Here is a 26,028-nt window from a genome sequence, read left to right on the forward strand (position 1 = left end):
GGTCGGCGTCGGGTCAGTCGGGGCTGGTGGCATCCGCCTGGCCCGCCTGGGCCTGGCGCTGCCGCAACCGGGCCTCCTGGGCCTGGCGGCCCAGCGCCGCGACACGTTCCTCGTCACGGGTGAGGTTGTCGCCGGTGGCCGGGTCGAAGATGTGGGCCCGGCTCGTGTCGATCCACAACTCCGCTTCCTGACCCTCGCTGATCAGGCTGGCCGGATCGAGCGCGACGACGGCCTGGGTGCGCAGCTGGTCACTGTCCAGCTCCCGGGACAGTTCCCGCAGCTGGGCCGCCAGATCCTCGGGCGCCTCGTACGGGACGTAGGCGTACTGCTCATTGCCGAGCCACTCGGTGACGTCGACGTGGACCCTCACGACGGTGCCGCGGGCCCGTTTCTCGTCGCTCACCAGAGAGGCGTCCTCGAAGTTCTCCGGCCGCAGGCCCACCAGCACCACGTCGCGGCCCTCGATCGCGGTGGCCAGGCGGTCGCCCGGCACGTCGAAGCGGCCCAGCGGGGTCTCCAGCACCGTGCCACTGGCCGCGCTGCCGAGCGTGGCGGGCAGGAAGTTCATCGACGGAGAGCCGATGAACCCCGCGACGAACAGGTTCGCGGGCTGCTCGTACAGCTCGCGCGGGCTGCCGACCTGCTGGAGCACGCCCTTGCGCAGCACCGCCACCCGGTCGCCGAGCGTCATCGCCTCGGTCTGGTCGTGCGTCACGTACACCGTGGTGACGCCGAGCCGCCGCTGGAGGCGCGAGATCTCGGCGCGCATCTGGCCGCGCAGCTTGGCGTCGAGGTTGGACAGCGGCTCGTCGAACAGGAACGCGTCGGCCTGCCGCACGATGGCGCGGCCCATCGCCACCCGCTGCCGCTGCCCGCCGGACAGGTTGGCGGGCTTGCGCTCCAGGTGCTCGGTCAGCTCCAGCAGCTCGGCCGTCTCGGTGACGCGGCGCCGCACCTCGTCGCCCGACTTCTTGGCCAGGCGCAGCGGGAACGCGATGTTCTCGAAGACGGTGAGGTGCGGGTAGAGGGCGTAGTTCTGGAAGACCATCGACAGGTTGCGCTGCCGTGGCGCGATCTTGTTGACGACCCGGTCGGCGATCCTCATCTCGCCGGAGGTGATGTCCTCCAGACCGACGATCATGCGCAGCAGCGTGGACTTGCCGCAGCCGGACGGGCCGACGAGGATCATGAACTCGCCGTCCTGCACGTCCAGCGAGACGTCGTTCACGGCCGGGAAGCCGTCGCCGTACCGCTTGACGATGTTCTTCATGGTGATGACGGCCATGGCTACCCCTTCACTGCGCCGGACGTCAGCCCGGCCACGATGCGGCGCTGGAACAGCAGGACGATGACCACGACCGGGATGGTCACCACGACGGCCGCGGCGCAGATCGCCGTCGTGGGCTGCTCGAACTGGGAGGCCCCGGTGAAGAACGCCAGCGCCGCCGGCACCGGCCGGGCGTTGTCGGTCGAGGTCAGCGAGATCCCGAAGACGAAGTCGTTCCAGCAGAAGAAGAACGTCAGGATCGCGGCGGTGAACACCCCGGGCGCCGCGAGCGGCACGATCACCCTGCGGAACGCCTGCCAGGTGGTGGCCCCGTCGACCTGCGCCGCCTGCTCCATCTCCCACGGGATCTCACGGAAGAACGCCGACAGCGTCCAGATCGCCAGCGGCAGCGCGAACGAGATGTAGGGGATGATCAGCCCCGGCCAGGTGTCGTACAGCCCGATGTTGCGCCACAGGTCGAACAGCGGCCCGACCAGCGAGACCACCGGGAACATCGCGATGGCCAGCGCGAACGACAGGATCAGCCGCTTGCCCGGGAACTCCAGCCGGGCGATCGCGTACGCCACCAGGGTCGCGAACGTCACCCCGACGACCGTGGCGATCAGCGAGATGCCGATCGAGTTGATGAGCGCGGAGGTGAAGATGCTGGTGTCGAAGACGGTCTCGTAGTTCTGCCAGGTCCAGTCCTTGGGCAGGAAGCCCTTGACGTTGCCGACCTCGCCCGGCTGCTTGAACGACAGCGACACGATCCAGAGCGTCGGCAGCAGCGTCCAGGCCAGGATCAGCAGCGCGCCGACCAGCCACAACCACCGGGAACGTGCGGTCTCCATCAGCGTTCTCCCCTCGCCTGCGCCAGGTCCACCTTGAAGCCCTTGATGAACACCGCCGCGATGAGCACCACGGACAGGAACAGCAGCACGCCGACCGCGTCACCGAGCCCGATCGCCGTACGCGTGATCGTCTGCCGGTACGTGAGGAACGACAGGCTCTCGGTCTGGTTCTGACCGGCCGTCATCACGAAGATGCTGTCGAAGATCCGCCAGGCGTCGAGGGTGCGGAACAGCACCGCGACGAGGATGGCGGCCTTCATGTTGGGGATGGTCACCCGCCAGAGCCGCTGCCAGGCCGTCGCGCCGTCCACGGTCGCCGCCTCGCCGAGGTCGCGCGGCACCTGCGCCAGCCCGGCCAGCAGCAGCAACGACACGAACGGCGTGGTCTTCCACACCTCGGACAGGATGACGACCGACAGCGACGACCAGCGCCCGGTGAACCAGGCGTAGTCGCCGAGGCCGAGCCAGCCGTTGACGAACCCCGAGTTGAGGTCGAAGGCGTACCGCCAGGCGAACGCCGAGATCACGGTGACGATGCCGTACGGGACGAGGATCGAGGTCCGCACGGTCCGCCGCATGAAGATCGCGCGATGCATGACCATGGCGAACGCGAACCCCAGCACCAGCTCGATGCCGACCGTCACCGCCGTGACGAAGAACGTGGTGAACACGTCCTGCCAGAACAGGCCGTCGGTCAGCGCGGTGACGTAGTTGCCGAACCAGACGAACCGCTTGTCGTCCGGAGCGGTCAGCCGGTAACTGAACATCGACAGGTAGAGGGCGTTGAGCAGCGGATACGCGGTCACCAGCAACATCACGACGATGGCGGGGGCCGACAGCAGCAGCCCGAGCCGGCGCTCGGCCCTCGCCCGGTCGGTGACCTCGGCCCGTCCGGCTTTCGCGGGAGGGGGCTTGTCCACGGTGACGGTCATGGCGCTCTCCTGTGACTCGCGGCCGGTCTGTCCTTCATGGCCCTCCTTCGGTCACAGCAGCCGCTGGTCGCGCAGCACCTTGGGAATGAAGTCGTCGGTTTCCTTGGGAGTCGTGCCGGGGTCGACCGAGGCCGGCGGGTGCCACTTGCTCTGCACGCCGCTGGACACGTCCGGGTAGTACGGCGTGATCGGGCGCGGCGCGGCGGCGTTGATGGAGTCGCGGATCAGCGTGGCCATCGGGAACTGCTTGACGATGTCGGGATCGTCGAAGACCGCTGGGCGGGCCGCCGAGTTGCCCTCGCCGAGCATGTAGGCCTTCATGTTCGGCTCGCTGGTGATGCACCGGGCGGCCTCGACCGCCTCGTTCTGGCGCTTGCCGTACGCGCCGATGCCCAGGCTGATGCCGCCCAGCGGCGGCCTGCTCTGCTGACCGGCCGTCACCTGCGGGTAGCGTGCCCAGCCGATGTCGGCGGGGATGCTCTTGTCGATGACACCCGCCTCGGCGTCGGCGACGTCGGCCGCGTAGATGTACGGCCAATTGATCATGAAACCCCCGCGCGCGCCGTTGAACGTGTTGCGCGCCGGGTCCTCGATCTCGGTGGACAACGTCGGGCTGGCCGCCCGGGACCGGGCCAGCTTGGAGATGATCGTCGCCGTCTGCCGTCCCGCCGGGCTGTCGAACTCGACGGTCGCGTCCGATCCGCGTTCGGGATTGGTGATGATGCGACCGCCGGCGGAGGCCATGAGGGCGCTGATCCACACCATGTAGCCCTCGTACTTGTTGCCGGTGACCGCGACCGTGGTGTCGCTGCGCACGGCCGCGTCGATGAGCTTGTCCCAGGTGAAGTCGGGTGCGGCCGGATCGACGCCGGCCTTCTTGGCGGCCGACTTGCGGTACCAGAGCAGCTGCGTGTTGGCCCAGAACGGCGCCGCGTAGAGCTTGCCCTCCCACCGCGCGTTCTCCACCGAGGCGGGGAAGACGCCCTGGATGAACTGCCTCTCCTCCGCCGCGCTGAACGGGCGGAGGAAGCCGGCGTTGGCGGCCTCCGCGATGAACACCGGGTCGAGGCTCATCAGGTCGAGACCCGCGTCCTTGGCGGCGAGGCGCCGCACCAGCTGCTCACGCTGCTGGGTCGCGTCGTTCGGCAGCACCGAGGTCTTGATGCGGTACCTGCCGCCCGCCGCCTGCGTGCAGGCCGCGGCGAGCTTGGCCTGCCCGCCGTTGTCGGGGTTGGTGTACCAGGTCAGGGTCGGCGTCCCGCCCTCACCGCCGCAGGCGGTCAGCCCGCCCGCCAGCAGGGCCAGCGCCATCGACCCGCGAAGCGGACCGGCCCCGCCCGCCCGTCTCCGGCGGCCCCGCCTGCCGCCGCCGCGACGCCCTCGCCTCGTCCGTGCTCGCTCGACCTCGCCCATCAGGCCTCCCGAAGCTCCGCTCCACCTGCGCGGACTCGCCTCTCCGAGACCACTGCCAAGCGGGCGGATTGATCTCCACTCAAACACCGGAGCCGGAGGCTGTCGAGCACGGATGCGTGACAGGTGAGGAAAACGCAACCCATCGGACACATGAAGAACAGCTGAAACATGCCGGCGGCGTGCCGGTCCGGATGGCCGGCACGCCACAGGTCGAGAGGCCGCTCAGTAGCCGCCGCCGTAACCGCCGTCACCTCCCGCCTTCGTGGTGATCTTCTTGCCCTGCGGGGAGACGACCCACCAGACGTTCTGCACGGCCTGCCCCTTGGTGTCACCGGCCTGCGCGTCCTTGGCGAAGTAGTACATGGGCCAGCCGTTGATGAGCAGCTGGCACTCCCCGGGCTTGCCGTCCTTGCGTTCGATGAAGCTGATCAGGCTGCGGTCGACGCCGGTGACCCTGAGCTTCTTGAAGCCGTTGAAGGGCACGATCGGCCACTTCGCCCGGCAGTCGCCGGAGCAGTTGGTGACCTTCGGCCTGTCCTTGTCGAACCGGTACATCGTGCGGCCCTTGCCGTCCGTCACGATCATGCCGAGGTCCGGGTCCTGCCGTACCTTGATGGTGGTCCAGCCCGCCCAGCGGCCTCCGCCCTCGGCCTGCCGCGGAGGCCGGCTCGGCTGCGTCGCCTTGGCACCGGCCTTCTTGCCGGTGGGCGCGGCGGCGTACCAGGTGCCCTGAACGCCCTGGCCCTTGGCGTCACCGGGACTCTGGTCCTTGGCGTACCGGTAGAGCGGCCAGCCGCCGAGGGTGACCTGCCACTTGCCGTCCGGCCGCTTGACCTTGCCGACGAGCGTCTCGTCGACGCCCTTCACCTGCACTTCCTGATCGTTGGCCAGTACGGGCGGCCAGGCCTTCGCGCACGCGTCGAGGCAGGTGGAGGCGGGGGGCCGAGCCGTGTCCTTGTCGAACCGGTAGAGCGTGCGGCCTTCACCGTCGGTGACGACCTTGCCGACCTCGCTCACGCTGGCCACCTCCAGCGTGGCCGTCTCAGGTGCCGCGGGCTCGTTCGCCGGGGTCTTCGGCTGCCGCACCTGCTGAGCCGAGCCGGCCGAGGTGTTCTGCTGCCTCTCCTGCCCACAGGCCGTGAGGAGAACTCCAGACGCGGTCAGGGCGGCCGCCGCGGGGATCGCCCAGCGTGGGAATTGCATGTCGTGCCCTCCATGTCGGTCGCTTTCGCTGAAGGCGGAGCAGCCGCACCGCTCTCCCCTGATCGAGGGGCAGTACGGGCGTGAACGGCACACGGGTTCAATGCGTCAGAGTTCAAGCAGGCCAACGAGGGGAGCAAGGCGGTGACCACGGCGAGGCGATCAGACGAGGAGCCGGTCAGCCTGATCAAGGCACCGGCAGCGAACATCACCCCGGCACGGCCCACGGTTCCTGAGCGTCGTCTCACAGGGCAGGCGCGGCCCACCCCTCCTCCAGGCCCTGCCTGGATCGTGATACCGGCCCGGCTCGTCGCGCTCGTCGTCGTGCTGCCGGTCCGGCTCGTGTACGACCTGCTCGTGGTCACCGGCCGCGGCCTCAAAGCGGGCTCGAAGGGCCTGTCGCGAGCGCTGGCATGGCCGTTCCGTCAGCTCTACACGTGGCTGCTGCGCCCGCTGGGCCTAGGCATCGCCGCCGCGGCCCAGGCCATCGGCACCGGCTTGGCCTGGCTGCTCAACGTCACGATCGTGAGCCCGCTCGGTTGGCTTCTGAACGTCGTCGTGCTCGGATTCCTGCGGTTGTGCGGCCGGGGCAGCGGCCGTCTCGCCCGCTGGTTCCACCGGACGCTGCTAGCCCCGACTGGCCGCTTCCTGGCGTACGTCGGCAGGGGGCTCCTCTGGCTACTCAACATCCTCATCGTCGTCCCGCTGGCCTTCGTCGGCGGCGGCCTGGCATGGCTGCTGATCGGCACCGGCCGCGTCCTCGCGTACGCCGCGCGGGGTGTCGCCACCGGCCTAGCGTGGCTTTTCGCCGTACTAATCGTCCTGCCGCTGGCGCTGCTGTGGCAGTACGTCCTGCGCCCGCCCCTGCTGGGCCTCACCTGGCTGTGCCGGTTGATCGGCTCAGGCCTCGCCTACGCCGGACGGGGCATCGGCACCGCGTTCCTCGCCGGATGGCGTGTCACGGCGAGCGCGTTCAGCTGGGCCTGGCGCATGGCAGGCCGCATCCTGCGGTGGCTTGGCCGCGTCCTCTTCGTGATCCCCGCGCTGGCGATCTGGGCCTACGTCCTACGCCCCGTCCTCCACGGCTCCGGACGCCTACTGCGCTGGCTGTGGACGTCCCCGGCGCGCTGGGCCCGTGACGCCGTACTCCGCCCGGCCGGAAACCTGATCCGCGAGACCTGGCGGATCACGGTCCGCGAACCCGCACACTGGATGAACGCGAGCATCGTCGCCCCCGTACGGCAGACCGGCCGCGACGTCCGGCTCCAACTCCGCCGCTCGTTCCGCAGAACCTGACGCCGCCCGGGGCGGGGCACTGGTGACGCGCCCCGCCCCGGGTCTCAGCTCAGGCGTCGCCGTCCTGATGCTTGGTGGCCTGTTGCGAGCGCTCTTGAAGCTTGCGCAGCAGTTCCTTCTTCTGGGCGACAGGGTCGTGGCCCGCTGGAGGCATCGACCCCGAATCGCCGCGGAACGCCTTGCGCGAGAGCTTGCGGCGTTGCCCGCCTACGCCGAGCAGGCCGTCTCGGCCACGGCTCTTGGACATGGTGGTTCTCCCGTCAGACAGGTGTGCGAGGTCCCATGTCCGACCCGCGCGGGAGCGATCTACGACGTGATCGCGGCGCGGCCGGACCCGGCCGTGCGGCGCTCGCGAACCACGCGCTGCGGAGTGGGCCACCATGCGGTGGCCCAGGCATTGACCAGCATGTTCATCAGCGTCGCATCCCCCGTCGCTAGTGCTCAACCGGTTTTTGAGACAATCGGCGGCGATGTACAAGCTGCTGTTCACCCAGGTCATCGCCCGCTTCATGGACGCCGAGAGAACACACCACGCGACCATGCGCGGGTTGCGCGCTATCCAGCGGTCGGGAACGGCCCCGCTGCTCCGCAAGGTCTTGGCGCCGCACGACCCGGCACTGACCGTGCGAGCGCTCGGGCTGGAGTTCCCGGGACCACTAGGATTGGCCGCCGGGTTCGACAAGGACGCCGTGGCGTACGAGGCGCTCGGCGCGTTCGGGTTCAGCCACGTCGAGATCGGGACGGTCACCGGCCAAGCACAGCCGGGCAACCCCAGGCCCCGCCTCTGGCGGCTGATGCCGGATCGAGCCGTCATCAACCGGATGGGCTTCAACAACGAGGGATCCGCAGCCGCAGCCACGCGACTGCGGAAACGGCGACCCGGCACAATCGTCGGCGTCAACATCGGCAAGACCAAGCTGGTCCCTGAGGCCGAGGCCACCGCCGACTACGTGACGAGCACCGAACGGCTGGCGCCCTACGCCGACTACCTCGTGGTGAACGTCAGCTCCCCCAACACGCCCGGCCTGCGCGACCTGCAGGCGGTCGAGCACCTGCGGCCCCTGCTGACCGCCGTACGGGAGGCCGCCGACAGGGTGACCCGCCGCCGTGTCCCGCTGCTCGTCAAGATCGCCCCAGACCTCGCGGACGACGACGTGGACGCGGTGGCCGACCTCGCCCTCGAACTGGGCCTGGACGGCATCATCGCCACCAACACCACCATCGCCCGGGAGGGGCTGGCAAGCCCCCCCGAACTGGTCAAGGAGACCGGCGGCCTCTCGGGCGCACCGCTCAAGGAGCGGTCGCTCCAAGTCCTGCGCCGCCTCCGCACCCGTACCGGCGACCGCCTCGTCCTGATCTCGGTCGGCGGCATCGAGACCGCCGACGACGTCTGGGACCGCCTCCGCGCCGGAGCAACCCTCGTCCAGGGCTACACCGGAATGATCTACGGCGGCCCCCTCTGGGCACACCACCTCAACCGAGCCCTATCCCGCCGCCTCCACGCCACCCCCTACAAAACCATCACCGACCTGTCGGTTCGTTACTGAGCTGTCGGGTTGTGTTACTGAGCTACCAGGGCTTTGAGCTGGGCGCTTTCTTTGCCTTTCGGCGACGGGGGCTATGGTGTTCGCAGAGCTGAATGGCGGCACCGTGCAGGTATGTCCGTTGAGATGATGCCGCGCGGGGCTCTGATCGCCCGGGTGGCCGCCACGCTGGTTCTCGCCCTGCCGGCGGTCGTGCTGCGGTTGTCGGGCGTGCATCCGGCGCCGGTGGCGGGGATGATCATCTTTGGGGCGGGGGTGCTCGCCGCGGCCGTCGTGCTGATGTGGGCGGCCGAGACGGCGCGGGCGGACATCTCGGGGGCGCTGGCGCTGGCCCTGCTGGCACTGATCGCGGTGCTTCCCGAGTATGCGGTGGACCTTTATTACGCGTACCGCGCGGGGTCCAAGCCGGAGTACACCTCGTACGCCGCGGCCAACATGACCGGAGCGAACCGGCTGCTGGTCGGGGTCGGCTGGGCCCTGGTCGTGCTGGCGTTCGCGCTCGGCACGCGGCGGGTGGCAAGGCGCGGCGGGCCGGCGCCGAACCGGCGGGACGTGCACCTTTCCGGGCATCACCGCATCGAGCTCGGGTTCTTGGCGGTCGCGGCGGTGATCGCGTTCGTGCCACCGCTGGTGGGCGAGATCGGCTGGTACGTCTCCATACTGCTGATCGCTCTTTATGTCGCGTACATCGTCCGGATCGCCGGAAGCGGCGGCGAGGACGTCGAACAACTGGTCGGCGTCCCGGCCGTCCTGGCACAGTTGCCCACGCCGCGGCGCCGCGCGGTGACCTGGGGCGGCTTCGCGTTGGGCGCGTTGATCGTCTTCGCCTCGGCCGAGCCGTTCGCCGAGGCGCTGGTCGAGGCCGGCGGCAGCCTCGGCATCGACGAGTTCCTGCTGGTGCAGTGGCTGGCCCCGCTGGCCTCCGAGGCGCCGGAGCTGATCGTCGCCGTCGTCTTCGCCTGGCGGCTGCGCGACAACGACGCGATCGGCGCGCTGCTGTCCAGCAAGCTGAACCAGTGGACGCTCCTGGTCGGCAGCCTGCCGCTGGCCTACAAGGCGGGCGGCGGCGGCTGGTCGCTCCCGCTGGACTCGCGGCAGGCCGAAGAGGTGCTGCTGACCGCCGCCCAGACCGTGCTCGGCCTGGCCATGCTGATCGATCTGTACTTCAGGCGGGCCGAGGCGGCGCTGTTGTTCGGGCTCTTCGTGATCCAGTTCGTGCTGCCGGGCGAGACGGCCCGGCTGTGGTTGTCGGCGGTCTACCTGGCGATCGGCTTCTCGGTCCTCATCGCGCGGCATCGCGACCTCGGAAAGTCGATGGCGACGCTGGTGACCCCCCGGTCACACTGACGTCTTCAGGCCGGTTCGAAGAAGCCGTCGGTGATGAGTTCGGGCAGGACGGCGGCCGCGTGAGCCCGGACCTGGTCGGGGTCCATTCCGGTGAGCTGGGCGATGGCGGACAGGAGGGGGCCGAGCGGCAGGGAGCCGTCGCAGACGCCGGCGAGCCCCGCTTCGACCGTTCCGACACCGGCCGCACGGCGCAGCCGTTCGGTCTGCCTGAGCAGAATCCGCTCCGGGTCCTCGGCTCCGGGCGGGCCGATCTGCTCCTGGACGATGCCGGGGACGGTACGCAGTGACAGCCGGTCCAGATCTTGTGCACAGGCTGTGGAAAACTTTTCGGCCTCTCTCAGTCCGGCGAGGACACGATCCACATACGCACCGACGGGCTGATCTACGGAGTGCCGCAGCTCTTCGAGCCGTACGGTCCGTTGGGCCGTGTCCGTGCGTCGCAAGGTGATCCAGCCGAACCCGACGCCCGTCACCCGCTGCCGCTCGAAATACTCCAGCCACGCGTCATAGCGCGCCGCGTACTCGGACGTACCGGCCTCCACGGAGTCCCGCAGCCAGAGCTCGGCATACTCGGCCGGATCCTGAACGTCGCGCTGCACCACCCAGGCGTCACATCCCGACTCGCGCACCCACGCGCCGACCCGGTCTTCCCACGGCACACCCTCGATATGCAGCCAGTTCGCCAGCAACTGGCAGGTGCCGCCCTCGTTCAGCGACCGGGGCCCCTCGACGACCAGGCGGCGGCAGAACTCGTCGCCGTGCAGCCCCGACTCGCGGTAGACGTAACCGCCTTCGGGCGGCGCGATCACGAACGGCGGGTTGGAGACGATGAGGTCGAACCGCCGGTCCCGTACCGGCTCCAGCAGTGATCCCTGGAGGGCCTCGACGCCCTCGACGCCGGAGAGCGCGAAGCTCAGCGCCGACAGTTCGAGCGCCCGCGCGTTGACGTCCGTCACCGTGATCGCACGCGGCCGGGGCCGCCCCGGTTCGGCCGCGAGACGGACGGCCTGGACGCCGCATCCCGTACCGAGATCGAGCACGTTATCCACAGCCCTGTGGACAACGAGCCGCGCCAGGCTGTCGGAGGCACCTCCCACTCCCACGACATGATCGGGCTTGAGCGTGACGCCGGCTCCGGGCCGGGCCTTCAGATCGGAGACCGCATATCCGACATGGCCCGCTCCGTTCACCGACTCCAGCGGCTCGACGTGCAGCAGAGCCCGCAGCTCGCCTCCCGACCGTTCCACCAGCCCGGCCGCGACCAGATCGTCGGCCACGTGCTTCACGGCGGCCTCGCCCACCGTGACCTGCAACCAGAACAACCGGGTGAACGCCTCCAGCGGCGACCCGCCGCCCGTGGCACGCAACGCCGGCACGATCTCGTCCCGCGCCAGCGCCCCGCCCGCGACCGGGCCGAGCAACTCCCGTACCCCCGCGACGGTGTACTCGTGCTCGGCGAAGGCGCCGCGAACGCGGCTCAGCGAATCAGACACCCGCCACATCCTGCCCGGCGGGACGGCTAGGGCGAAGTCAGGATCGCCGTCAGCGGAAGTACTGGATCAATCCCGTGGTGAACGACTCGGCGATGCGCTGCCGGAACGACGCGCTCGACAGCTTGGCCGCGTCCCCAGGATTGCGCATGTTGCCGGTCTCGACGAAGACCTTGGGCACCGTGGACAGGTTGAGTCCGCCCAGGTCATCGCGTGCGTCAAGGGCGTTGGTGCCGATGTAGGTCGAGTACGGCATGCCGGTGCCGCTCCTGTAGGCGTCCCGGAGGGCCTTGCCGAGCTTGCGCGACGCCGACACCATCGAGGCGTTCTGCCCCTTGACCGTCTTGGGCTCGATCACGTGGAAGCCGTGGCCGCTCGCCGGGGCGCCGTCCGCGTGCACCGAGATCGCCGCGTCCGCCTTGGCACGGTTGCCGATCGCGGCACGCTCGGTGATGCACGGCCCCACCCCGGTGTTGCCGTCCCGGGTGAGCACGACCTTGGCGCCCCTGGCCCGCAGCAGCTTGGCGAACCGGACGGACACGTCCCAGGTGAAGGCCGCCTCGCTGTAGCCGGCGTTCGTCGAGGTCCCCGTCGTGTCACAGGCCTTGCGCCCGTTGCCGATGTCGACCTGCCTGTTGATGACCTCCGGGTGCCTGGCGTTCCCCCCGTTGTGCCCGGGGTCGATCACGATGACCTTCCCCTTGAGCGAGCCCACGTCCCCCAGCTGCCTGGGTGCACCGGGCGACGTTCCGGAGGATGCCTTGGAACGCGCCGAGGAATCCGCGTTGGGCGGCTGCGCGGTCTCGCCGCCGTCGGTCGACGAGTCACCACCGCATGCGGAGAGGGCCGCCAGGCACAGAACCAAGCCGGCCGTCGTCATGCCGCTTCGGTGGATTAGCAAGACCCGCCCCCCTGTGATTTCTTCGTTACCAACCCTGCCAGTCTGCACACCGGCATGCGTTCGTCAAACGAGGTTCACAGAAAACGCCGCCGCGGCCGTGCTCTCCCCTATGAGGCCGCACGGCCGCGACAGCACCGCGGGTCAGCGAAGCATGTCCTCCTTGCCGAGGAGCGCTGCAAGGGCGCGCGCCTCGTCCGCGTCGAGGCCCAGCACCACGCGGGGTCGCCCCCACGGATGATCGATCGAGTGGGCCACGTAGCTGGCGACGGACTCCGAGACCTGTTCGGCCAGTCCACGCGCGTGCCGCCATTCCGACCACGCGCGTTCCAACTCACTAGCCGCGCGCTGGGCGCACGACACCAATTCCGGATCACGCACGGATTGAACCCCCCTGGTGAACATGATCCTGCTCCGTGTCCACTCGGCGGAGTCCCCGGCCGGGCCGCCTCCCCCGAGACCGGCCCGGTCATGCGGTTCCCCCGACCCGCCGAACGGTGCACCCATTAACGCCCCACCGGCGCCCCTGACGCTGCCGATTGCGGCAGGCTTGGCCAGCCCCTTACCTCTCCTCCACCAGTTCAGGCCATTGATCGACCTTCGCAAGACCGATCGGCGGTCCTGGCGCTCGGGCGGCCGCTGCGCGACCGCCCGATCAGTTGGCGGGAACGGGACCGGTCGTGGAACGGACGACCAGGTGCGGAACGACCAGATTCTGGCGGGCGGCACGGGCCGGGTCGTCGATGCGGGCGGTGAGGAGCTCGGCCGCCACGCGCCCCATGTCGCGGCGCGGCTGGTCGACGCTGGTCAGCGAGATGTGGCGGATGGCGGCCAGGTGCGTGTTGTCGTAGCCGACGATCGAGAGCTGTCCGGGGACCGTGAGCTCCAGCTCGTCGGCGGCGGACAGCGCCCCGGTGGCGACCAGGTCGTTCGGCGCGAAGATGGCGGTGGGGCGCCGGTGCCGGGTGAGCAGCGCGCGGGCGGCGCGATAGCCGCCCTCCTCGGTGAAGTCGCCGGACTCCACGACGACCTCGGCGGTCAGGCCGTGGCGGTCCATCGCCTTCTCGTAACCCGTGCGGCGATAGTGGGCGGTCGTCGAGGGGGCGCCCTCGATGTGCGCGATGCGGCGGTGACCGAGCTCGACGAGGTGATCGACGGCGAGGCTGGCGCCGAGCTCGTCGTCGTCCACGACGATGTCGACGCCGGAGACGTCACGTTCGCCGACCACGACCACGGGCACGCTGGCGGCCGCCTCCTTGAGGGAGTCGGGGACGACGCTCAGCAGCACGAGGCCGTCGACGCGCATCTCCAGGAAGGCCTCGACGGCCTCGGCCTCGAAGAGGGGGTCCCAGCGGCCGCTGCCGACGAGCATCCGGAGCCCTTCGCCGTGCAGGCTCTCCTGGAGGCCGTCCAGGAACTCGGCGAAGAACGGGTTGTGCAGATCCGCGACGATGGCGCCGATGAGGCGGGTGCGACCTTCCACCAGGCTGCGCGCGACGGCGTTGGGCCGGTAACCGAGCTCTCGCGCGGCCTGCAGCACCGCCTGGCGACGGCGCTCGCTGACGTGCGGCGATCCGCGCATGACGAGGGAGACGAGCGACTTCGAGACACCGGCCCTCTCGGCAACGTTGCGGATGGTGGGCTTGGGGGGCCTTACATCACCAGCTGACATGGCTCTCCGTCCGGGGGGCCTGCAGGACCTGCCGCCAGGGCGCTCCGAGCCCTTTTGGACCGGGACGGAACACCTTCCCCACTCGGGGGGAGATGCCATGATGCCTCGCCTTCACCCCATATCGTCGCAACAGTGAGTAACGGGCAGCCGCCAATGCCAGTTCTTGCCTGTGGTGTCCTGGGTCACAGGGGCCAACCCGGAGCAAAACCCCCTTTCGAGCGCGCCGCCCGGAGCGCCGCCGCGCCCGCGCTCGGATACGCTGCCCACGTGGGAGATCGTGCAGTGGCAGGCGGAAAGACCAGGAGCGGACAGGGTTCCGCCCCCTCCGCTCGTCCCCGGCAACGCGGCCGGCGCAGGCTGAGCGTCGACGAACGCCGGGACGAGCTGATCGAGGCCGCGCTCGGACTGTTCAGCACCAAGTCGCCGGAGGACGTCTCGATCGACGACGTCGCGGCGGCGGCCGGTGCCTCCCGCGCGCTCGTCTATCACTACTTCGGCGGTAAGTACGAGCTCTACATCGCGGCGCTCGCCAGTGCGGCCAAGCAGCTCTCGGTGCTGCTGGAGCCGCCGACCGAGGGCACGCCGATCGAGCGCCTGCAGATCTCGCTGAAGCGCTACTTCGATTTCGTGGAGAGCCACGCGCCGGGCTACACCGCGCTGCTGCGCGGCGGCCCCGCGGACCGGTCGGGCGAGGTCGGCGAGATCGTCGACGGCATCCGGCAACTGCTGCTGGGCCGAATCCTGCACGCGATGGACGTCGAGACGCCCACGCCCGTGCTGCGCATCACGCTGCGTTCATGGATGGCCTCGGTCGAGACCGCCGGACTGGACTGGCTGGAAAACAGAGATGTCACCCGGGAGGAACTCGAACGCCTGCTGGTCGACCACCTAGTGGTCCTGCTGCACGTCGCCGGCCAGCACGAACCGGCGATAGCGGACCTCTTCGAGAGACTCGCCCAGGAAGAACTACCCACCGGCGACACCTGAGCTCCACACGAACAGCAACGCCCGGGAGCCACACGAGCAGCGACGTCTGAGCTCCACGCGAGCGGAGGCGTCTGAGCTTCACACGAGCGGCGACGTTCGAGCTCAACACGAGCAGCGACGCCCGGGATCCACGCGAACGGAGACGCCTGAGCTTCACACGAGCAGCGACACCTAAGCTCCACGCGAACAGCGACGCTTGAACTCCACGCGAGCGGCGACGTCTGAGCTCCACACGAGCGGCAACGCCCGGGAGCCACGCGAGCGGAGACGTTCGAGCTCCACGTGAGCAGCGACGCCTCGCATCCACGCGAGCGGCGACGCCTGAGCTCCACGCGAACGGAGACGTTCGAGCTCCACACGAGCGGCAACGCCTGAGCTCCACGCGAACGGAGACGTTCGAGCTCCACACGAGCGGCAACGCCTGAGCTCCACACGAGCGGCAACGCCTGAGCTCCACGCGAACGGAGACGTTCGAGCTCCACACGAGCGGCAACGCCTGAGCTCCACGCGAACGGAGACGTTCGAGCTCCACACGAGCGGCAACGCCTGAGCTCTACGTGAGCAGCGACGCTTGAGCTCCACACGAGCAGCGACGCTTGAGCTCTACGTGAGCGGCGGCGTCTGAGCTCCACACGAGCGGCGATGCCTGGGGTCCACGCGAGCCTGGCGCGGCTCAGGTCGAGGGCTCGGACGTCGTTGAGGCTCGGACGCCGGAGACTCGGGTTTGAGCTCACGCGGGATGATCATGGCTCACGCGGACGGAATGTCCCGCTCGCACGAGGGCGAGCGGGACACCCGGTTGGACGATGCGCGGCCCAGGACGGCGATTCTCGGATGACCACAGCCCTGGACCTTCGCCCAGGGGACCCCTGAACAGGACTTCCACCCACTGCCGGGTGCGAGGTTGTTCAGCGGCCTCCTGGTCGCCCCCCAATATTTCACTGTGTGCGCCCGGCGAGCCCCCACTCGCCGGCCGGAGTGCGTTACTCCGAGCGCTGCTGCGGGATACCCGCCAGCAGCGCACGAACCTCAGCCTCGCGGTAGCGCCGGTGCCCCCCCAGGGTGCGGATGGACGTGAGCTTTCCGGCCTTCGCCCACCGCGTGACGGTCTTGGGGTCGACGCGGAACATCGTCGCCACCTCTGCCGGCGTCAGCAGGGGCTCAGCCTCTGGCGTACGTGCTGACATTTGTGCGGCCTCTCCTCCGTGGACCGATGACAGCGATCCTGCGATTGATCCTCGCGCGGTCACTGATGTCCCCTATGGCCCGAAAGAGCCACTATGACATCACAACGTGTAACCTTGCCACCACTCAACGCAACAAGCAAGTCCCTGAGCGTAGTTGCGTGTTCAGTGGCGACTGGGTCACGCTGCGTGATTCTAGCGACACGTATAGTCGTATCGCGCGCAGATTCGGGAAATTTGTTCAGTTCGCCGATTCAAGGGCTCGTACAGGCCGCCACCGGGCGAGGAGACGCTTGTACATCGCGACGGCCAGTTCGGCCTCACCACGTTCCATCGCCTCAAGGGCCACTTCGAGCTCGCCCACGGAGTCGTCGGCACGCAGGGTCAGATCGTCCAGCAGATGGACCAGTCCGCCGTAGTCGAGCTCGACCAGGGCGCGCGGGTGGAACCCGTCGAGCCAGCGGCCGAGCGCTTCCACGTGCCCGGCGGCCAGCGCCGTGGTCTCACCGGTCCCCTCACCGAGGTTGTCGCGAACGATGCGCAGGGCCGCGGCGACCCGGCGCCGCGCCTCGGGCATCGCCGTGACGTAGATGAGAGTACGCGTCACAGCCGCTGTCGCAGGCCCACGGCCTGGGTTTTCCCCGAAGCACGTCGCGGATTTACGTTCAGCCCGCGGGGGCTCGCCTAGCAGCAGGCAACGTTCCGTACGGCCGAACGCCGCGAACCAGGCCAAGGGGACGTGCCATGTACTGGAGAGGATGTGGGGCCGTAGGGAGCGTCCCGCCGCCTTCCACCGTCCGAACTCCTGCTCGGCATGCTCCGCCACCGCCCGCGGCACGAACGCCTCGGCCACGCCCGCCGGAAGCGTCGCCTGGAACCGGTCGAAAGCGAGCCAGGAACGCAGCCGCGTCTCCCACGGGCACACATAGATCATGTCCGCCGAACGCCGCACGTAGGCGTTCCGGCTCTCCCGTTCAGGTACGGGCTCCGGCGGGAACGCGGCCAGCCGCAACGCGGCCTCGCGGTGCTCGGCACGCAGCGCGTGGATTCGCCTTGGGCGCCGCCGGGAGTCGGCGTAGGCCGTCCACAGGGTCCGTTCCGGCTCCGGGAAGGCGGTCAGCGGTTCATATACCCGTAGATACGCGGCGTACGGAAGCACACCGCATCGTGACATGGAGGGGGCGCGGACAAGGCTTCGACGACCCCACCGAGATCCCTGTGTTACCTGCAGGCTCGCCCGTGGTGCCCTGTCCGGTTCTAGTCTGATCCTTAAGACTGAGAGGAGGGCACTACCGTGCCTAACGTCTTCGGGTCGCCCCACAAGGGCACAGAACCCCGACACGAGCAGGTCGTCTTCTGCCAGGACGAGGCCAGCGGCCTGCGTGCCATCATCGCGCTCTACTCCACCGCGCTCGGCCCCGGGCTGGGCGGCACCCGCTTCTACCCCTACAGGTCCGAGGAAGAGGCGCTCACCGACGTCCTGAACCTGTCCCGCGGCATGGCGTACAAGAACGCCCTGGCCGGGCTGGACCTCGGAGGCGGCAAGGCCGTCATCATCGGCGATCCCGACACCGACAAGTCCGAGGCTCTGCTGCGCGCCTATGGACGGTTCGTCCAGTCGCTGAACGGCCGCTACTACACGGCCTGCGACGTCGGCACGTACAGCGAGGACATGGACATCGTCGCCCGCGAGAGCCGCTACGTGACCGGCCGTACGGTCGCGCACGGCGGCGCCGGCGACTCGTCCATCCTCACCTCGTACGGCGTCTACCAGGGCATGCGCGCCGCTGCGGACCACATCTGGGGCAGCCCCACGCTCCGCGGCCGCCGGGTCGGCGTCGAGGGCGTGGGCAAGGTGGGCCACCGCCTGGTCGACCTGCTGCGCGAGGACGGCGCCGAGGTCGTGATCTGCGACGTCAGCGAGGCCGCCGTCGAACGCGTTCTGGAACGGCATCCCGGAGTCGAGGTCGTCGCCGACAACGAGGCCCTGGTCCGTTCCGAGATCGACGTGTACGCCCCGTGCGCGCTGGGCGGGGCACTCGACGACGAGACCGTGCCCGTCCTCCGTTCCAAGATCGTCTGCGGCGCCGCCAACAACCAGCTGGCCCACCCCGGTATCGAGAAGCAGCTGGCCGACCGCGGCGTCCTCTACGCTCCCGACTACGTGGTCAACTCCGGTGGTGTGATCCAGGTCGCCGACGAGATCGAGGGTTTCAACTTCGAACGCGCCAAGGCCCGGGCCACCGAGATCTTCGAGACCACTCGCCGGATCTTCGTCCTGGCCGCCGACGAGGGCGTACCCCCAGCCGTCGCCGCCGATCGCCTGGCCGAGCAGCGCATGACGGCCGTAGGCCGCCTCCGCAGCATCTGGCTGAGCTAAAGGTCTATTGCCTTAGTCACACTGGCCGCCGGGCCGCTCTCCCCGGGCCCGGCGGCACTCCAGCAAACACGTCGTCTCCCGCCGACCTCAGCCGTGGCGTAGGAGTGGTTTTGGCCACGTCCCCTCCCCGTGCGTGACGACTTGGCTCTCGTTCCCCACGCACAAAGCCTCAGCCGTCACGCGAACGCGCTACCTGAGCGTGGAGCGAGCCGAAGGCGAAGCTCCACGGGAAGATCGCGAAGCGATGTCGCGTTCGCCGCTCATGCGGTTCGGCCCCGAGCCGCCAGGCGAGGGGCCGAGGTCGCAGGAGCCGTCCAGCACAGCCGCAGGAGCCTTCCAACACGCCAGGTCTGTGAACTCGCAATCACCCGATACACTGGGGTTCTCCGCAGCGAGCATGCCGCCACAGGTCTGACGATGTACCGAGCCGGGCGCAAAACGGGTACGGTTGTATCCGTGACTGAACCATGGCTCATCAGGCACCGGTTCGTGTGGTGGACGCGCGCGTTGATGGGCCCACGAAAGCCCTGACCATCGAGGGGGTCGAGCCAATGGGTCGCGGCCGAGCCAAGGCCAAGCAGGTGAAGGTTGCCCGTCAGCTCAAGTACAACAGCGGCAACACGGACCTCGACCGCCTGAAGAGTGAGCTGGGAGTCCCCGACTCGACGGAGACCGACCCGTACGACGAGCTCGCCGACAAGTACGCCGACTACGCCGAGGAATACGGCGTAGTCGCTGAGGACGACCGCAAGGACGGTACCTCAGGCTGACTTTCATGAGCTGTGCCCGCAAGCAAGGCTTGCGGGCCTTCTCGTGTCTGCGAAGCGTTGGGAGCGTTGGGCGGGGCCTTACCGGTCTCCACGAGCGTTGATCCGAGCGTTGGGCCGGGCCTCTGGAATCAGGGGGTGGCCAGGGCTTCCTTGACGCCGGGTTCCTGGCGGCCGAGGAGCTTGGGGTCGCGGCGGGCGCTGAGGTCCGTCATGGCCTTGATCATGGCGAGGGGTTCGCGGACGTAGCCCTTGACGGTGGCGTCCCGGCGGTCGGCCATGCTGTCGTCCCCGACGCCGAACGCCTCGAGCCCGGCGGCCCGGCAGAGGGCCACGGCGCGCGGCAGGTGGAAGTTCTGGGTCACCACGGTGAGCCGGTCCACCTGGAAGATCCGCTTGGCGCGGGCGCAGGAGTCCCACGTGTCGAGTCCCGCGAAGTCTCGGACGATCTTGTGTGCGGGCACCCCGTGGGCGATCAGGTAGTCGCGCATCACGGTGGGCTCGTCGTAGTGCTCGACCCGGTTGTCGCCTGAGACCAGGAGCACCTTGACCTTGCCGCGCCGATAGAGGTCCGCGGCGACGTCCAGACGGCGGGCCAGGAGGATCGACGGCTGGCCGCCCCAGACGCCCGCGCCCAAGACCAGAGCCACGGGTGTGGTGGGGACCTTGTCGGGTGAGTGCCGGTAGCGGGCCGTGTCCGCGTAGGCCCAGCCCAGCGGCGCCAGGACGCCGTACGCCAGCAACCCCACCAGGACCGACAGCGGCAGCACGAGGCGGCGCAGGCGCGCGGGCGTGGCCCAGGCCAGCACACGAGAGATCATCACACTCATGGGACGCGTGAGCGTTATGCGAGGTTCGCCGAGCCGGTGCCTTTGATGATCTCGCCGAGGACCCAGGCGGGGACACCCCGGTCGGCGAGGGTCGCGACGGCGGCGTCGGCAGCGTCGGGAGCCACGATCGCGACCATGCCCACGCCCAGGTTGAACGTCTTGTCCATCTCGGCCTGCGGCACCTTGCCGTACGTCTGGAGGGCCGTGAACAGCGGCGGAACCTCCCACGAGGACCGCTGCAGCACGGCGTCGGCCGTCGGCGGCAGCGAACGGGCCAGATTGGCCGTCAGGCCCCCGCCGGTGATGTGGGCGAACGCACGTACCCCACCGGCGCGCACGAGGCTCAGGCAGTCCTGGGCGTAGATGCGTGTGGGTGTCAGCAACTCCTCGCCGAGTGGACGGGCAAGATCGGCCAGCTGGGTCTCCAGCGCCAGATCGGTGGTAGCCAGAATGTGGCGCACCAGCGAATACCCGTTGGAGTGGATGCCCGAGGACGCCATTCCGATCACGGCGTCGCCGGGGCGGACCCGGTCGGGTCCGAGGATCTCGTCGGCCTCCACGACCCCCGTACCGGCGCCCGCGATGTCGAACTCGTCCGGCTGCAGCAGGCCCGGGTGCTCGGCGGTCTCGCCGCCGATCAGCGCGCAGCCCGCCAGCACACAGGCGTCCGCGATGCCGCCGACGAGATCGGCGATGCGCTCCGGGATCACCTTGCCGCAGGCGATGTAGTCGGTCATGAACAGCGGCTCGGCGCCGCAGACCGCCAGGTCGTCGATCACCATGCCGACCAGATCGTGCCCCACGGTGTCGTAGACGCCCAGCCGCCGGGCCAGATCGACCTTGGTACCGACCCCGTCGGTGGACGTCGCCAGCAGCGGACGGCGGTACTTGAGGAACGCCGACGCGTCGAAGAGCCCCGCGAAGCCGCTGACATCGTCCACGACCTCCGGGCGCCGCGACCGCGCCACCCGCGACTTCATCAGCTCGACGGCCCGCTCACCGGCCGCGATGTCGACCCCGGCCGCCTCGTAGGACGTCACTTGACGGCCCCTTCCAGCAGGTGCTTGCCACGCGCGTCCTCCTCGACCGGGATCGGGTAGACCCCGTCGAAGCACGCCCGGCACAGCCGGTCCTTGGCGATCTGGGAGGAGGCGATCAGCTCGTCCAGCGAGATGTAGCCCAGCGAGTCGGCCCCGATCGAGTCGCGGACCTCCTCGATCGACAGGTTGCCCGCGATCAGCTCGGCCCGGCTGGCGAAGTCGATGCCGTAAAAACACGGCCAGGCCACCGGCGGACTGGAGATCCGCACATGCACCTCATCGGCGCCGGCGTCCCGCAGCATCCCCACGATGGCCCTCTGCGTGTTGCCTCGCACGATCGAGTCGTCCACCACCACGAGCCGCTTGCCCTCGATGGCCTCCCGGAGCGGGTTGAGCTTCAAACGAATGCCCAACTGCCGGATGGTCTGGGACGGCTGGATGAACGTACGCCCGACATACGAATTCTTGACGAGCCCCTGCCCATACGGGATGCCCGAAGCCTCCGCATACCCAATGGCAGCCGGCGTCCCCGACTCGGGCGTAGGAATCACCAGATCGGCCTCGACCGGATGCTCACGGGCTAGCCGTCGCCCAACCTCAACCCGCGTGGCCTGCACACTGCGCCCAGCGATAGTCGTGTCAGGCCGAGCCAAGTAAACGTACTCAAACAAACAACCCTTAGGCCGCGGCTCCGCGAATCGCTCCGACCGCACCCCATCGGCGTCGATCGCGATCAGCTCGCCCGGCTCGATCTCCCGGGCGAACTGCGCGCCCACGATGTCGAGCCCGGCGGTCTCCGACGCCACCACCCACCCGCGCTCACCGAGGCGTCCCAGCACCAGCGGCCGGATGCCCTCAGGATCGCGCGCCGCGTACAGCGTGCTCTCGTTCATGAAAACCAGGGAGTACGCCCCCCGCGTCACCGGCAGGATCTCCCGCGCCGCCGACAGCGGACCACCCTCACGCGTCGCCAGAAGCGCCGTGAGGACCTCGGTGTCACTCGTGGCGGTCAGCACCCCCGAGGGCAGCTTGGCGGCCAGCTCAGGCGTGTTGATGAGATTGCCGTTATGCGTGAGGGCCAGCCCACCCGCCCCCGTAGACCGGAACGTAGGCTGCGCGTTCTCCCACGTAGGCGAACCAGTCGTGGAGTAGCGGCAGTGGCCGACAGCGATATGGCCACGCAACGTGTTGAGCACCGACTCGTCGAAGACCTGGGCCACCAGCCCCATGTCCTTGAAGACGACGATGCGCGATCCATCACTGACCGCGATCCCAGCCGATTCCTGCCCACGATGCTGCAACGCGTACAGGCCGTAGTAGGCGAGCTTGCTGACCTCCGCCCGGCTCGCCTCGCCAGGCGGAACCCAAACACCGAAAACCCCGCAGGCATCCTGGGGGGCACGGTCGGAGGGGTCGATGTCGTGGCTCAGACGTCCGTCACGGAGAGGCACAGCCCCCATCCTAGTTGCCCCCCTCACCTGCTCCGATCAGCGCATCTCCTTAACCGACCTTTTGAGGTCCTTGATCGTGGCCAGGTTCGGCTGGGTCTTGTCGCTTCGGTCTGGGCGGGCGTAGGTCAAGGACGGTCGTGAGGATGGGGAGAAGGGTTCGGTCCGCAACGGGCAACAAGGGGTGTGACCGTAGCCTCTACCTCGAGAAGGATCTTCGATGACCAACCCCCGGGCATCTTCGAGGTGGTCGTGACGAGTGACGGCCCGCAGGGCGAGCCTCCTGGGGCTGACCGGCGCTTGTCCGACGCGGAGATCATCGCCGCCTCGCGCCGTGTCCCGGCGCGGTTCGCTGTGATCTTCGACCGCCACTACCGGGACATCCAGCGATACGTGGACCGGCGGCTCGGGCGGGACGATGCCGACGACATCGCTGCTGAGACGTTCCTGATCGCCTTTCGCAGGCGCGCTCGTTTCGACACCGCCCAGGCATCCGCGCGGCCGTGGCTGTACGGCATCGCGACCAAGCTGGTCGGCCGGCACCGTCGCGACGAGCTGCGCCGCTACCGCGCGTTGGCGCGTTTGGACAGGAGCGATGCCCTGGAAGGACACGAAGAGCGCGTTACCTCCGCGGTGGTCGCGGCCAACACCGGTCTCAGCGAGGCGTTGGCAGGTCTATCGAGCGCCGATCGGGACGTTCTGATGTTGGTCGCCTTGGCCGAGCTCAGCTATCCGGAGGTCGCCGCGGCGCTAGGGATCAAGTACGGAACCGTCTGTTCTCGACTCAGCCGAGCACGACGACAGATCAGGACGGCGCTTGACGCTCAGGATCGTGCAGACATCGAAGGAGGCACCCGTGGACGAATTGGCTGAGGTCGCGGGACTGCTGACCGCCGATCACCCGTCGAGCGCCCAGGCGATCGAAAAGAGTCGCCGCCGCCTGATGAACGAGGCGGCCCGGCGCCATCGATGGCATCCTCGACGTTCCTCGGAGCCGGCGGGCAAAGCGACGAGCCGGCGAACGGCCCTCGTCGCGGGTCTGAGCGCCGTCATGATGGTCGCTGCGGCGTGGGGTGTCCATGCATGGATGACGCGTCCGCTCTACCACCCTGAACCATTGGCGGGCCAGAGCGGGCCGGCCGCATCATTCCTGCTTGCCGCCGCCGATGGCAGGGCACGTCATGCCTCCTCCGGCCGGCACTGGTACCTGCACACGCTGAACGGCACGACCGCAGTGGTCAGATCTCCTACGCGACCGAACGTCCGGTACACCGTCGAAGTCAGAGCCAGTGTCTTCAACCTGGCGCAGAACGGCGCGAGCAGCGGGGCGAAGATGTATGAGTGGGATGGGGATGACGTCGAAGTCCGTCCTGTGAGCCCTGCCGACCACGCTGCATGGACCGCCGACTGGCAGCCCGATGCCGACGCTCTCAAGGTCGAGCCTCCTCATGGTCAGCGTGGGCCCGAGCCCGAAGAGGGCGGCTACTTCGACATCGGCCCCCCGGAGGCGCGCGAACTGCCGTCTGATCCGTCCGAGCTGCGTGCCTGGATCCTGAACTATGCGACCAAGTTCGACCACGAGCGCCTGCGTCAGCCGGATCTCTACCTCTTCATCTACGCTCCGCTTCTGCTTGCCGAGCTACCGGTCTCCGACCGTGTTCGCATCGCCACATACCGGATCCTGGCCAGCTTGAAGGGCGTACGGATGGTCGATGCCACTGATGCCACGGGCCGCAAGGGCAGGGCCGTCTCCATGGTTCAGACCACGCCCGCCTACGGCACGATCGACTGGCAGCTCTTCATCGATCCCTCCACCGGTAGGCTCACCGCCAGCCAAGGCGTCGTCGTGAAAGGTGGCTCCAAGAACGCCGGAGTTCCACCTGGTTCGCGCCAGTTCTTTCAGATCGTCAAGAAGGCGGATTGGACGAACGAGTCCTCCAGGAAGCTGCTTCCCGGATGGATCTGGAACAAGAACTGGGAGCCTCCCTTCGACTGATGCCGGTGATCGCATCACGTCGACACGCATCGACTCACTCCGAAGTCGCCCGAGGGCGGCCCGCTCCTTTCTGACATCCCGCCCACGGCGGCCAGCGTCACCGGACAGCTGCCGTTCGAGTGATCCAAGGCGAAGCACTGGCCGGAGCGTCCAGCGATTGGACCGGTGACGGGTCAGTTGCTGACTCAGGGGTGGACCCGGCTTGACCCAAGAGAGTTCCCCTCATCGCGATGCAACGGCTCACTGCCCGAGAGGAGAGGACGATGCAGAACATCAAGGCGGCAGACAACGGACTGTGCTGGTTCAAGAGCACCTACAGCGGCGCCAGTGGCAACGGCGCATGTGTCGAGACCGCGATGACAGGCTCCGGGATGGCGATGCGGCATTCCAAGGATCCCGGTGGGACCGTCCTAAGGTTCGACTCGCTTCCGTGGAAGGCCTTCCTCGGCGAGATCAAGGAGGGCGTGCACGATCTCACCTGACGCCGGTGGAGTGGGCGTTCCATGCCGAGCGCCCACTCACGGCCTGCGGATCATTCCTTCGAGGAACTCCCGTGACTCCTTCGGGTTGAGGGCCGCGTCACGCACCTGGTTGAAAGCGGTGCTGTAACGGGCGATCTCACTGATGTCCTCGATGAACTGGCCCTTGTTCAGCAACTCGACGTAGACGATGGGGTGGTCGTTCCCGCTGAACGAGAACAGATGGAACGGAAACCCCATCGCCTGGTGGGCACCAGCAGAGAAAGGCAGTATCAGCAGCGTGAGCTCGTCGGGGCGCGCGGAGACTTCGAGCAGGCGGCGGTACTGCTCCCTCATCACTTCCTCGTTCCCCACGGGCCGGTGCAGGCAAGCCTCGTCGAGCACCACGGTGAGAGCCGGAGCATCGATCCGTTCGAGCACTGCTTGCCTCTCGACGCGCAGGGCGGCCTTGCGGTCGACCATCTCGAGGGGAACATCGGACCAGGACGTCATCAGTTCCCACGCGTAACGCGGGGTCTGCAGAAGGCCCGTCACGATGTTGGACTCATAGATCGAGATCGTGGCGGCCTCGTCCTCCAGACTCAGGAGAGTCTCGGTGTCCTCGGCAAGGATGTCGGCATAAGCGGTCCACCAACCCTTGCGGCGGGCTTGACGCACCATTTGCAGAAGGTTCTCCCGCTCCTCCCCCTTGACCTCGTAGAGGTCGAGGAGTTCGCGGGCGTCCTGGATACGGACGGCGACCTGGCCGTTCTCGATTCTACTGATCTTGGCAGGGGAACATTCGAGGTGCTCGGCGACGGCCTCCAGCGTCAAGTCTGAGGCCGCGCGAAGCCGGTGCAGCTGTGCCGCGAGCCTGCGGCGCTTCATCACCGGGCTTCTGCCTGCGTTCACCGTTCGCTCATTTCCCCGCGCGGTCGTTCGACCCGACCGGCGTAGTGCGGATCATGCGGATAGTAGTCGATCCGGACCACCGATTCACTTGACATCCTAGATATGAATTCTGCAAG

Annotated in this window: 25 protein-coding genes; 9 read left to right on the top strand and 16 right to left on the bottom strand. The window is 68.5% G+C overall.

All coding sequences use genetic code 11. The features are described from left to right. Positions 1–13: 13 nt before the first annotated feature. The 5 genes from ABD333_RS32240 to ABD333_RS32260 form a co-directional block, all read right to left on the bottom strand. Positions 14–1,285: an ABC transporter ATP-binding protein gene (locus tag ABD333_RS32240; protein WP_344546317.1), complete on the bottom strand. Its 1,272-nt coding sequence runs from the start codon at positions 1,283–1,285 to the stop codon at positions 14–16. Positions 1,286–1,287: 2 nt separating this feature from the next. Further along, complete coding sequence (locus tag ABD333_RS32245) at positions 1,288–2,118, bottom strand: carbohydrate ABC transporter permease (protein ID WP_344546318.1); 831 nt, start codon at positions 2,116–2,118, stop codon at positions 1,288–1,290. Further along, positions 2,118–3,050 carry a carbohydrate ABC transporter permease gene (locus ABD333_RS32250; protein WP_344546319.1) on the bottom strand — a complete coding sequence of 311 codons (933 nt, stop codon included), beginning with the start codon at positions 3,048–3,050 and terminating at the stop codon, positions 2,118–2,120. Before ABD333_RS32250 ends, ABD333_RS32245 begins: the two co-directional genes overlap by 1 nt. 51 nt (positions 3,051–3,101) lie before the next feature. After that, the gene (locus ABD333_RS32255; RefSeq protein ID WP_344546320.1) at positions 3,102–4,463 is read right to left on the bottom strand and encodes an extracellular solute-binding protein; all 1,362 of its coding nucleotides are present in this window, start codon (positions 4,461–4,463) and stop codon (positions 3,102–3,104) included. Positions 4,464–4,685: 222 nt separating this feature from the next. Continuing rightward, positions 4,686–5,666, bottom strand: a complete 981-nt coding sequence (locus tag ABD333_RS32260; RefSeq protein ID WP_344546321.1) for an SCO0930 family lipoprotein — start codon at positions 5,664–5,666, stop codon at positions 4,686–4,688. A gap of 141 nt (positions 5,667–5,807) precedes the next feature. On the opposite strand from ABD333_RS32260, the gene ABD333_RS32265 reads away from it, so the two are divergent. Next, on the top strand, positions 5,808–6,959 hold the full coding sequence (locus tag ABD333_RS32265; RefSeq protein WP_344546322.1) for a hypothetical protein: 1,152 nt from the start codon (positions 5,808–5,810) through the stop codon (positions 6,957–6,959). A 49-nt stretch (positions 6,960–7,008) separates the two neighbouring features. Here the strand turns inward: ABD333_RS32265 and ABD333_RS32270 are convergent, their stop codons facing one another. Next, positions 7,009–7,206, bottom strand: coding sequence for a DUF6243 family protein (locus ABD333_RS32270; RefSeq protein ID WP_344546323.1), 198 nt, complete (start codon positions 7,204–7,206; stop codon positions 7,009–7,011). Between the two features lie 223 nt (positions 7,207–7,429). On the opposite strand from ABD333_RS32270, the gene ABD333_RS32275 reads away from it, so the two are divergent. Continuing rightward, positions 7,430–8,506 (top strand): quinone-dependent dihydroorotate dehydrogenase, encoded by a 1,077-nt coding sequence (locus ABD333_RS32275; RefSeq protein WP_344546324.1) that lies wholly within the window; start codon positions 7,430–7,432, stop codon positions 8,504–8,506. 111 nt (positions 8,507–8,617) lie between these two features. Next, entirely contained in the window at positions 8,618–9,850 is a 1,233-nt protein-coding gene (locus ABD333_RS32280; protein ID WP_344546325.1) for a sodium:proton exchanger, read from the top strand. Between the two features lie 5 nt (positions 9,851–9,855). Here the strand turns inward: ABD333_RS32280 and ABD333_RS32285 are convergent, their stop codons facing one another. The 4 genes from ABD333_RS32285 to ABD333_RS32300 all read right to left on the bottom strand — a co-directional run bounded on the left by ABD333_RS32285 (position 9,856) and on the right by ABD333_RS32300 (position 13,910). Further along, complete coding sequence (locus ABD333_RS32285) at positions 9,856–11,352, bottom strand: DUF7059 domain-containing protein (RefSeq protein ID WP_410557650.1); 1,497 nt, start codon at positions 11,350–11,352, stop codon at positions 9,856–9,858. A 40-nt stretch (positions 11,353–11,392) separates the two neighbouring features. Continuing rightward, a complete protein-coding gene (locus ABD333_RS32290) occupies positions 11,393–12,220 on the bottom strand; it encodes an N-acetylmuramoyl-L-alanine amidase (RefSeq protein ID WP_344546327.1) in 828 nt (275 codons plus the stop codon). A 162-nt stretch (positions 12,221–12,382) separates the two neighbouring features. Then, a complete protein-coding gene (locus ABD333_RS32295; RefSeq protein WP_344546328.1) occupies positions 12,383–12,643 on the bottom strand; it encodes a hypothetical protein in 261 nt (86 codons plus the stop codon). 250 nt (positions 12,644–12,893) lie between these two features. Then, positions 12,894–13,910, bottom strand: a complete 1,017-nt coding sequence (locus tag ABD333_RS32300; protein WP_344546329.1) for a LacI family DNA-binding transcriptional regulator — start codon at positions 13,908–13,910, stop codon at positions 12,894–12,896. 267 nt (positions 13,911–14,177) lie between these two features. Here ABD333_RS32300 and ABD333_RS32305 point away from each other — a divergent pair, with 267 nt between their 5' ends. Further along, positions 14,178–14,897: a TetR/AcrR family transcriptional regulator gene (locus ABD333_RS32305; RefSeq protein ID WP_344546330.1), complete on the top strand. Its 720-nt coding sequence runs from the start codon at positions 14,178–14,180 to the stop codon at positions 14,895–14,897. 983 nt (positions 14,898–15,880) lie between these two features. On the opposite strand, the gene bldC is transcribed toward ABD333_RS32305, so the two are convergent. Together bldC and ABD333_RS32315 are read right to left on the bottom strand one after the other, a co-directional pair. After that, positions 15,881–16,084: a developmental transcriptional regulator BldC gene (bldC, locus tag ABD333_RS32310; RefSeq protein ID WP_012850682.1), complete on the bottom strand. Its 204-nt coding sequence runs from the start codon at positions 16,082–16,084 to the stop codon at positions 15,881–15,883. A 238-nt stretch (positions 16,085–16,322) separates the two neighbouring features. Further along, the gene (locus tag ABD333_RS32315) at positions 16,323–17,240 is read right to left on the bottom strand and encodes a DUF8083 family protein (RefSeq protein ID WP_344546331.1); all 918 of its coding nucleotides are present in this window, start codon (positions 17,238–17,240) and stop codon (positions 16,323–16,325) included. A gap of 135 nt (positions 17,241–17,375) precedes the next feature. Here ABD333_RS32315 and ABD333_RS32320 point away from each other — a divergent pair, with 135 nt between their 5' ends. Together ABD333_RS32320 and ABD333_RS32325 are read left to right on the top strand one after the other, a co-directional pair. Continuing rightward, a complete protein-coding gene (locus ABD333_RS32320) occupies positions 17,376–18,461 on the top strand; it encodes a Glu/Leu/Phe/Val family dehydrogenase (RefSeq protein ID WP_344546332.1) in 1,086 nt (361 codons plus the stop codon). Positions 18,462–19,012: 551 nt separating this feature from the next. Then, positions 19,013–19,231 (top strand): DUF3073 domain-containing protein, encoded by a 219-nt coding sequence (locus ABD333_RS32325; protein WP_344546333.1) that lies wholly within the window; start codon positions 19,013–19,015, stop codon positions 19,229–19,231. Positions 19,232–19,359: 128 nt separating this feature from the next. Here ABD333_RS32325 and ABD333_RS32330 read toward each other — a convergent pair whose 3' ends face one another. Genes ABD333_RS32330 through purF form a run of 3 tightly spaced genes read right to left on the bottom strand, consistent with a single transcriptional unit; the run spans position 19,360 to position 22,558 of the window. Next, positions 19,360–20,049 carry a SanA/YdcF family protein gene (locus tag ABD333_RS32330; RefSeq protein WP_344546334.1) on the bottom strand — a complete coding sequence of 230 codons (690 nt, stop codon included), beginning with the start codon at positions 20,047–20,049 and terminating at the stop codon, positions 19,360–19,362. Positions 20,050–20,072: 23 nt separating this feature from the next. Then, complete coding sequence (gene purM, locus ABD333_RS32335; RefSeq protein ID WP_344546335.1) at positions 20,073–21,098, bottom strand: phosphoribosylformylglycinamidine cyclo-ligase; 1,026 nt, start codon at positions 21,096–21,098, stop codon at positions 20,073–20,075. Then, positions 21,095–22,558: an amidophosphoribosyltransferase gene (gene purF / locus ABD333_RS32340; RefSeq protein ID WP_410557681.1), complete on the bottom strand. Its 1,464-nt coding sequence runs from the start codon at positions 22,556–22,558 to the stop codon at positions 21,095–21,097. The genes purM and purF overlap by 4 nt, the downstream gene beginning before the upstream one ends. A 240-nt stretch (positions 22,559–22,798) precedes the next feature. Here purF and ABD333_RS32345 point away from each other — a divergent pair, with 240 nt between their 5' ends. From ABD333_RS32345 to ABD333_RS32355, 3 genes are all read left to right on the top strand, one after another. Next, positions 22,799–23,419 (top strand): RNA polymerase sigma factor, encoded by a 621-nt coding sequence (locus tag ABD333_RS32345; protein ID WP_344546337.1) that lies wholly within the window; start codon positions 22,799–22,801, stop codon positions 23,417–23,419. Beyond that, positions 23,403–24,542: a hypothetical protein gene (locus tag ABD333_RS32350; RefSeq protein WP_344546338.1), complete on the top strand. Its 1,140-nt coding sequence runs from the start codon at positions 23,403–23,405 to the stop codon at positions 24,540–24,542. Before ABD333_RS32345 ends, ABD333_RS32350 begins: the two co-directional genes overlap by 17 nt. A gap of 263 nt (positions 24,543–24,805) precedes the next feature. Next, entirely contained in the window at positions 24,806–25,024 is a 219-nt protein-coding gene (locus ABD333_RS32355; protein ID WP_344546339.1) for a DUF397 domain-containing protein, read from the top strand. 36 nt (positions 25,025–25,060) lie between these two features. Here the strand turns inward: ABD333_RS32355 and ABD333_RS32360 are convergent, their stop codons facing one another. Continuing rightward, positions 25,061–25,888 carry a helix-turn-helix domain-containing protein gene (locus tag ABD333_RS32360; protein WP_344546599.1) on the bottom strand — a complete coding sequence of 276 codons (828 nt, stop codon included), beginning with the start codon at positions 25,886–25,888 and terminating at the stop codon, positions 25,061–25,063. Positions 25,889–26,028 lie beyond the last annotated feature (140 nt).

The organism is Actinomadura fulvescens (assembly GCF_039533225.1).
Lineage (GTDB): Bacteria > Actinomycetota > Actinomycetes > Streptosporangiales > Streptosporangiaceae > Spirillospora > Spirillospora fulvescens.

Coding starts and splice junctions, on each gene's coding strand:
- ABD333_RS32240 (WP_344546317.1), bottom strand. CDS start 1,285: ATGGCCGTCATCACCATGAAGAACATCGTCAAGCGGTACGGCGACGGC.
- ABD333_RS32245 (WP_344546318.1), bottom strand. CDS start 2,118: ATGGAGACCGCACGTTCCCGGTGGTTGTGGCTGGTCGGCGCGCTGCTG.
- ABD333_RS32250 (WP_344546319.1), bottom strand. CDS start 3,050: ATGACCGTCACCGTGGACAAGCCCCCTCCCGCGAAAGCCGGACGGGCC.
- ABD333_RS32255 (WP_344546320.1), bottom strand. CDS start 4,463: ATGGGCGAGGTCGAGCGAGCACGGACGAGGCGAGGGCGTCGCGGCGGC.
- ABD333_RS32260 (WP_344546321.1), bottom strand. CDS start 5,666: ATGCAATTCCCACGCTGGGCGATCCCCGCGGCGGCCGCCCTGACCGCG.
- ABD333_RS32270 (WP_344546323.1), bottom strand. CDS start 7,206: ATGTCCAAGAGCCGTGGCCGAGACGGCCTGCTCGGCGTAGGCGGGCAA.
- ABD333_RS32275 (WP_344546324.1), top strand. CDS start 7,430: ATGTACAAGCTGCTGTTCACCCAGGTCATCGCCCGCTTCATGGACGCC.
- ABD333_RS32280 (WP_344546325.1), top strand. CDS start 8,618: ATGTCCGTTGAGATGATGCCGCGCGGGGCTCTGATCGCCCGGGTGGCC.
- ABD333_RS32285 (WP_410557650.1), bottom strand. CDS start 11,352: ATGTGGCGGGTGTCTGATTCGCTGAGCCGCGTTCGCGGCGCCTTCGCC.
- ABD333_RS32290 (WP_344546327.1), bottom strand. CDS start 12,220: ATGACGACGGCCGGCTTGGTTCTGTGCCTGGCGGCCCTCTCCGCATGC.
- ABD333_RS32295 (WP_344546328.1), bottom strand. CDS start 12,643: ATGTTCACCAGGGGGGTTCAATCCGTGCGTGATCCGGAATTGGTGTCG.
- ABD333_RS32300 (WP_344546329.1), bottom strand. CDS start 13,910: ATGTCAGCTGGTGATGTAAGGCCCCCCAAGCCCACCATCCGCAACGTT.
- bldC (WP_012850682.1), bottom strand. CDS start 16,084: ATGTCAGCACGTACGCCAGAGGCTGAGCCCCTGCTGACGCCGGCAGAG.
- ABD333_RS32325 (WP_344546333.1), top strand. CDS start 19,013: ATGGGTCGCGGCCGAGCCAAGGCCAAGCAGGTGAAGGTTGCCCGTCAG.
- ABD333_RS32330 (WP_344546334.1), bottom strand. CDS start 20,049: ATGATCTCTCGTGTGCTGGCCTGGGCCACGCCCGCGCGCCTGCGCCGC.
- purF (WP_410557681.1), bottom strand. CDS start 22,558: ATGGGGGCTGTGCCTCTCCGTGACGGACGTCTGAGCCACGACATCGAC.
- ABD333_RS32355 (WP_344546339.1), top strand. CDS start 24,806: ATGCAGAACATCAAGGCGGCAGACAACGGACTGTGCTGGTTCAAGAGC.
- ABD333_RS32360 (WP_344546599.1), bottom strand. CDS start 25,888: ATGAAGCGCCGCAGGCTCGCGGCACAGCTGCACCGGCTTCGCGCGGCC.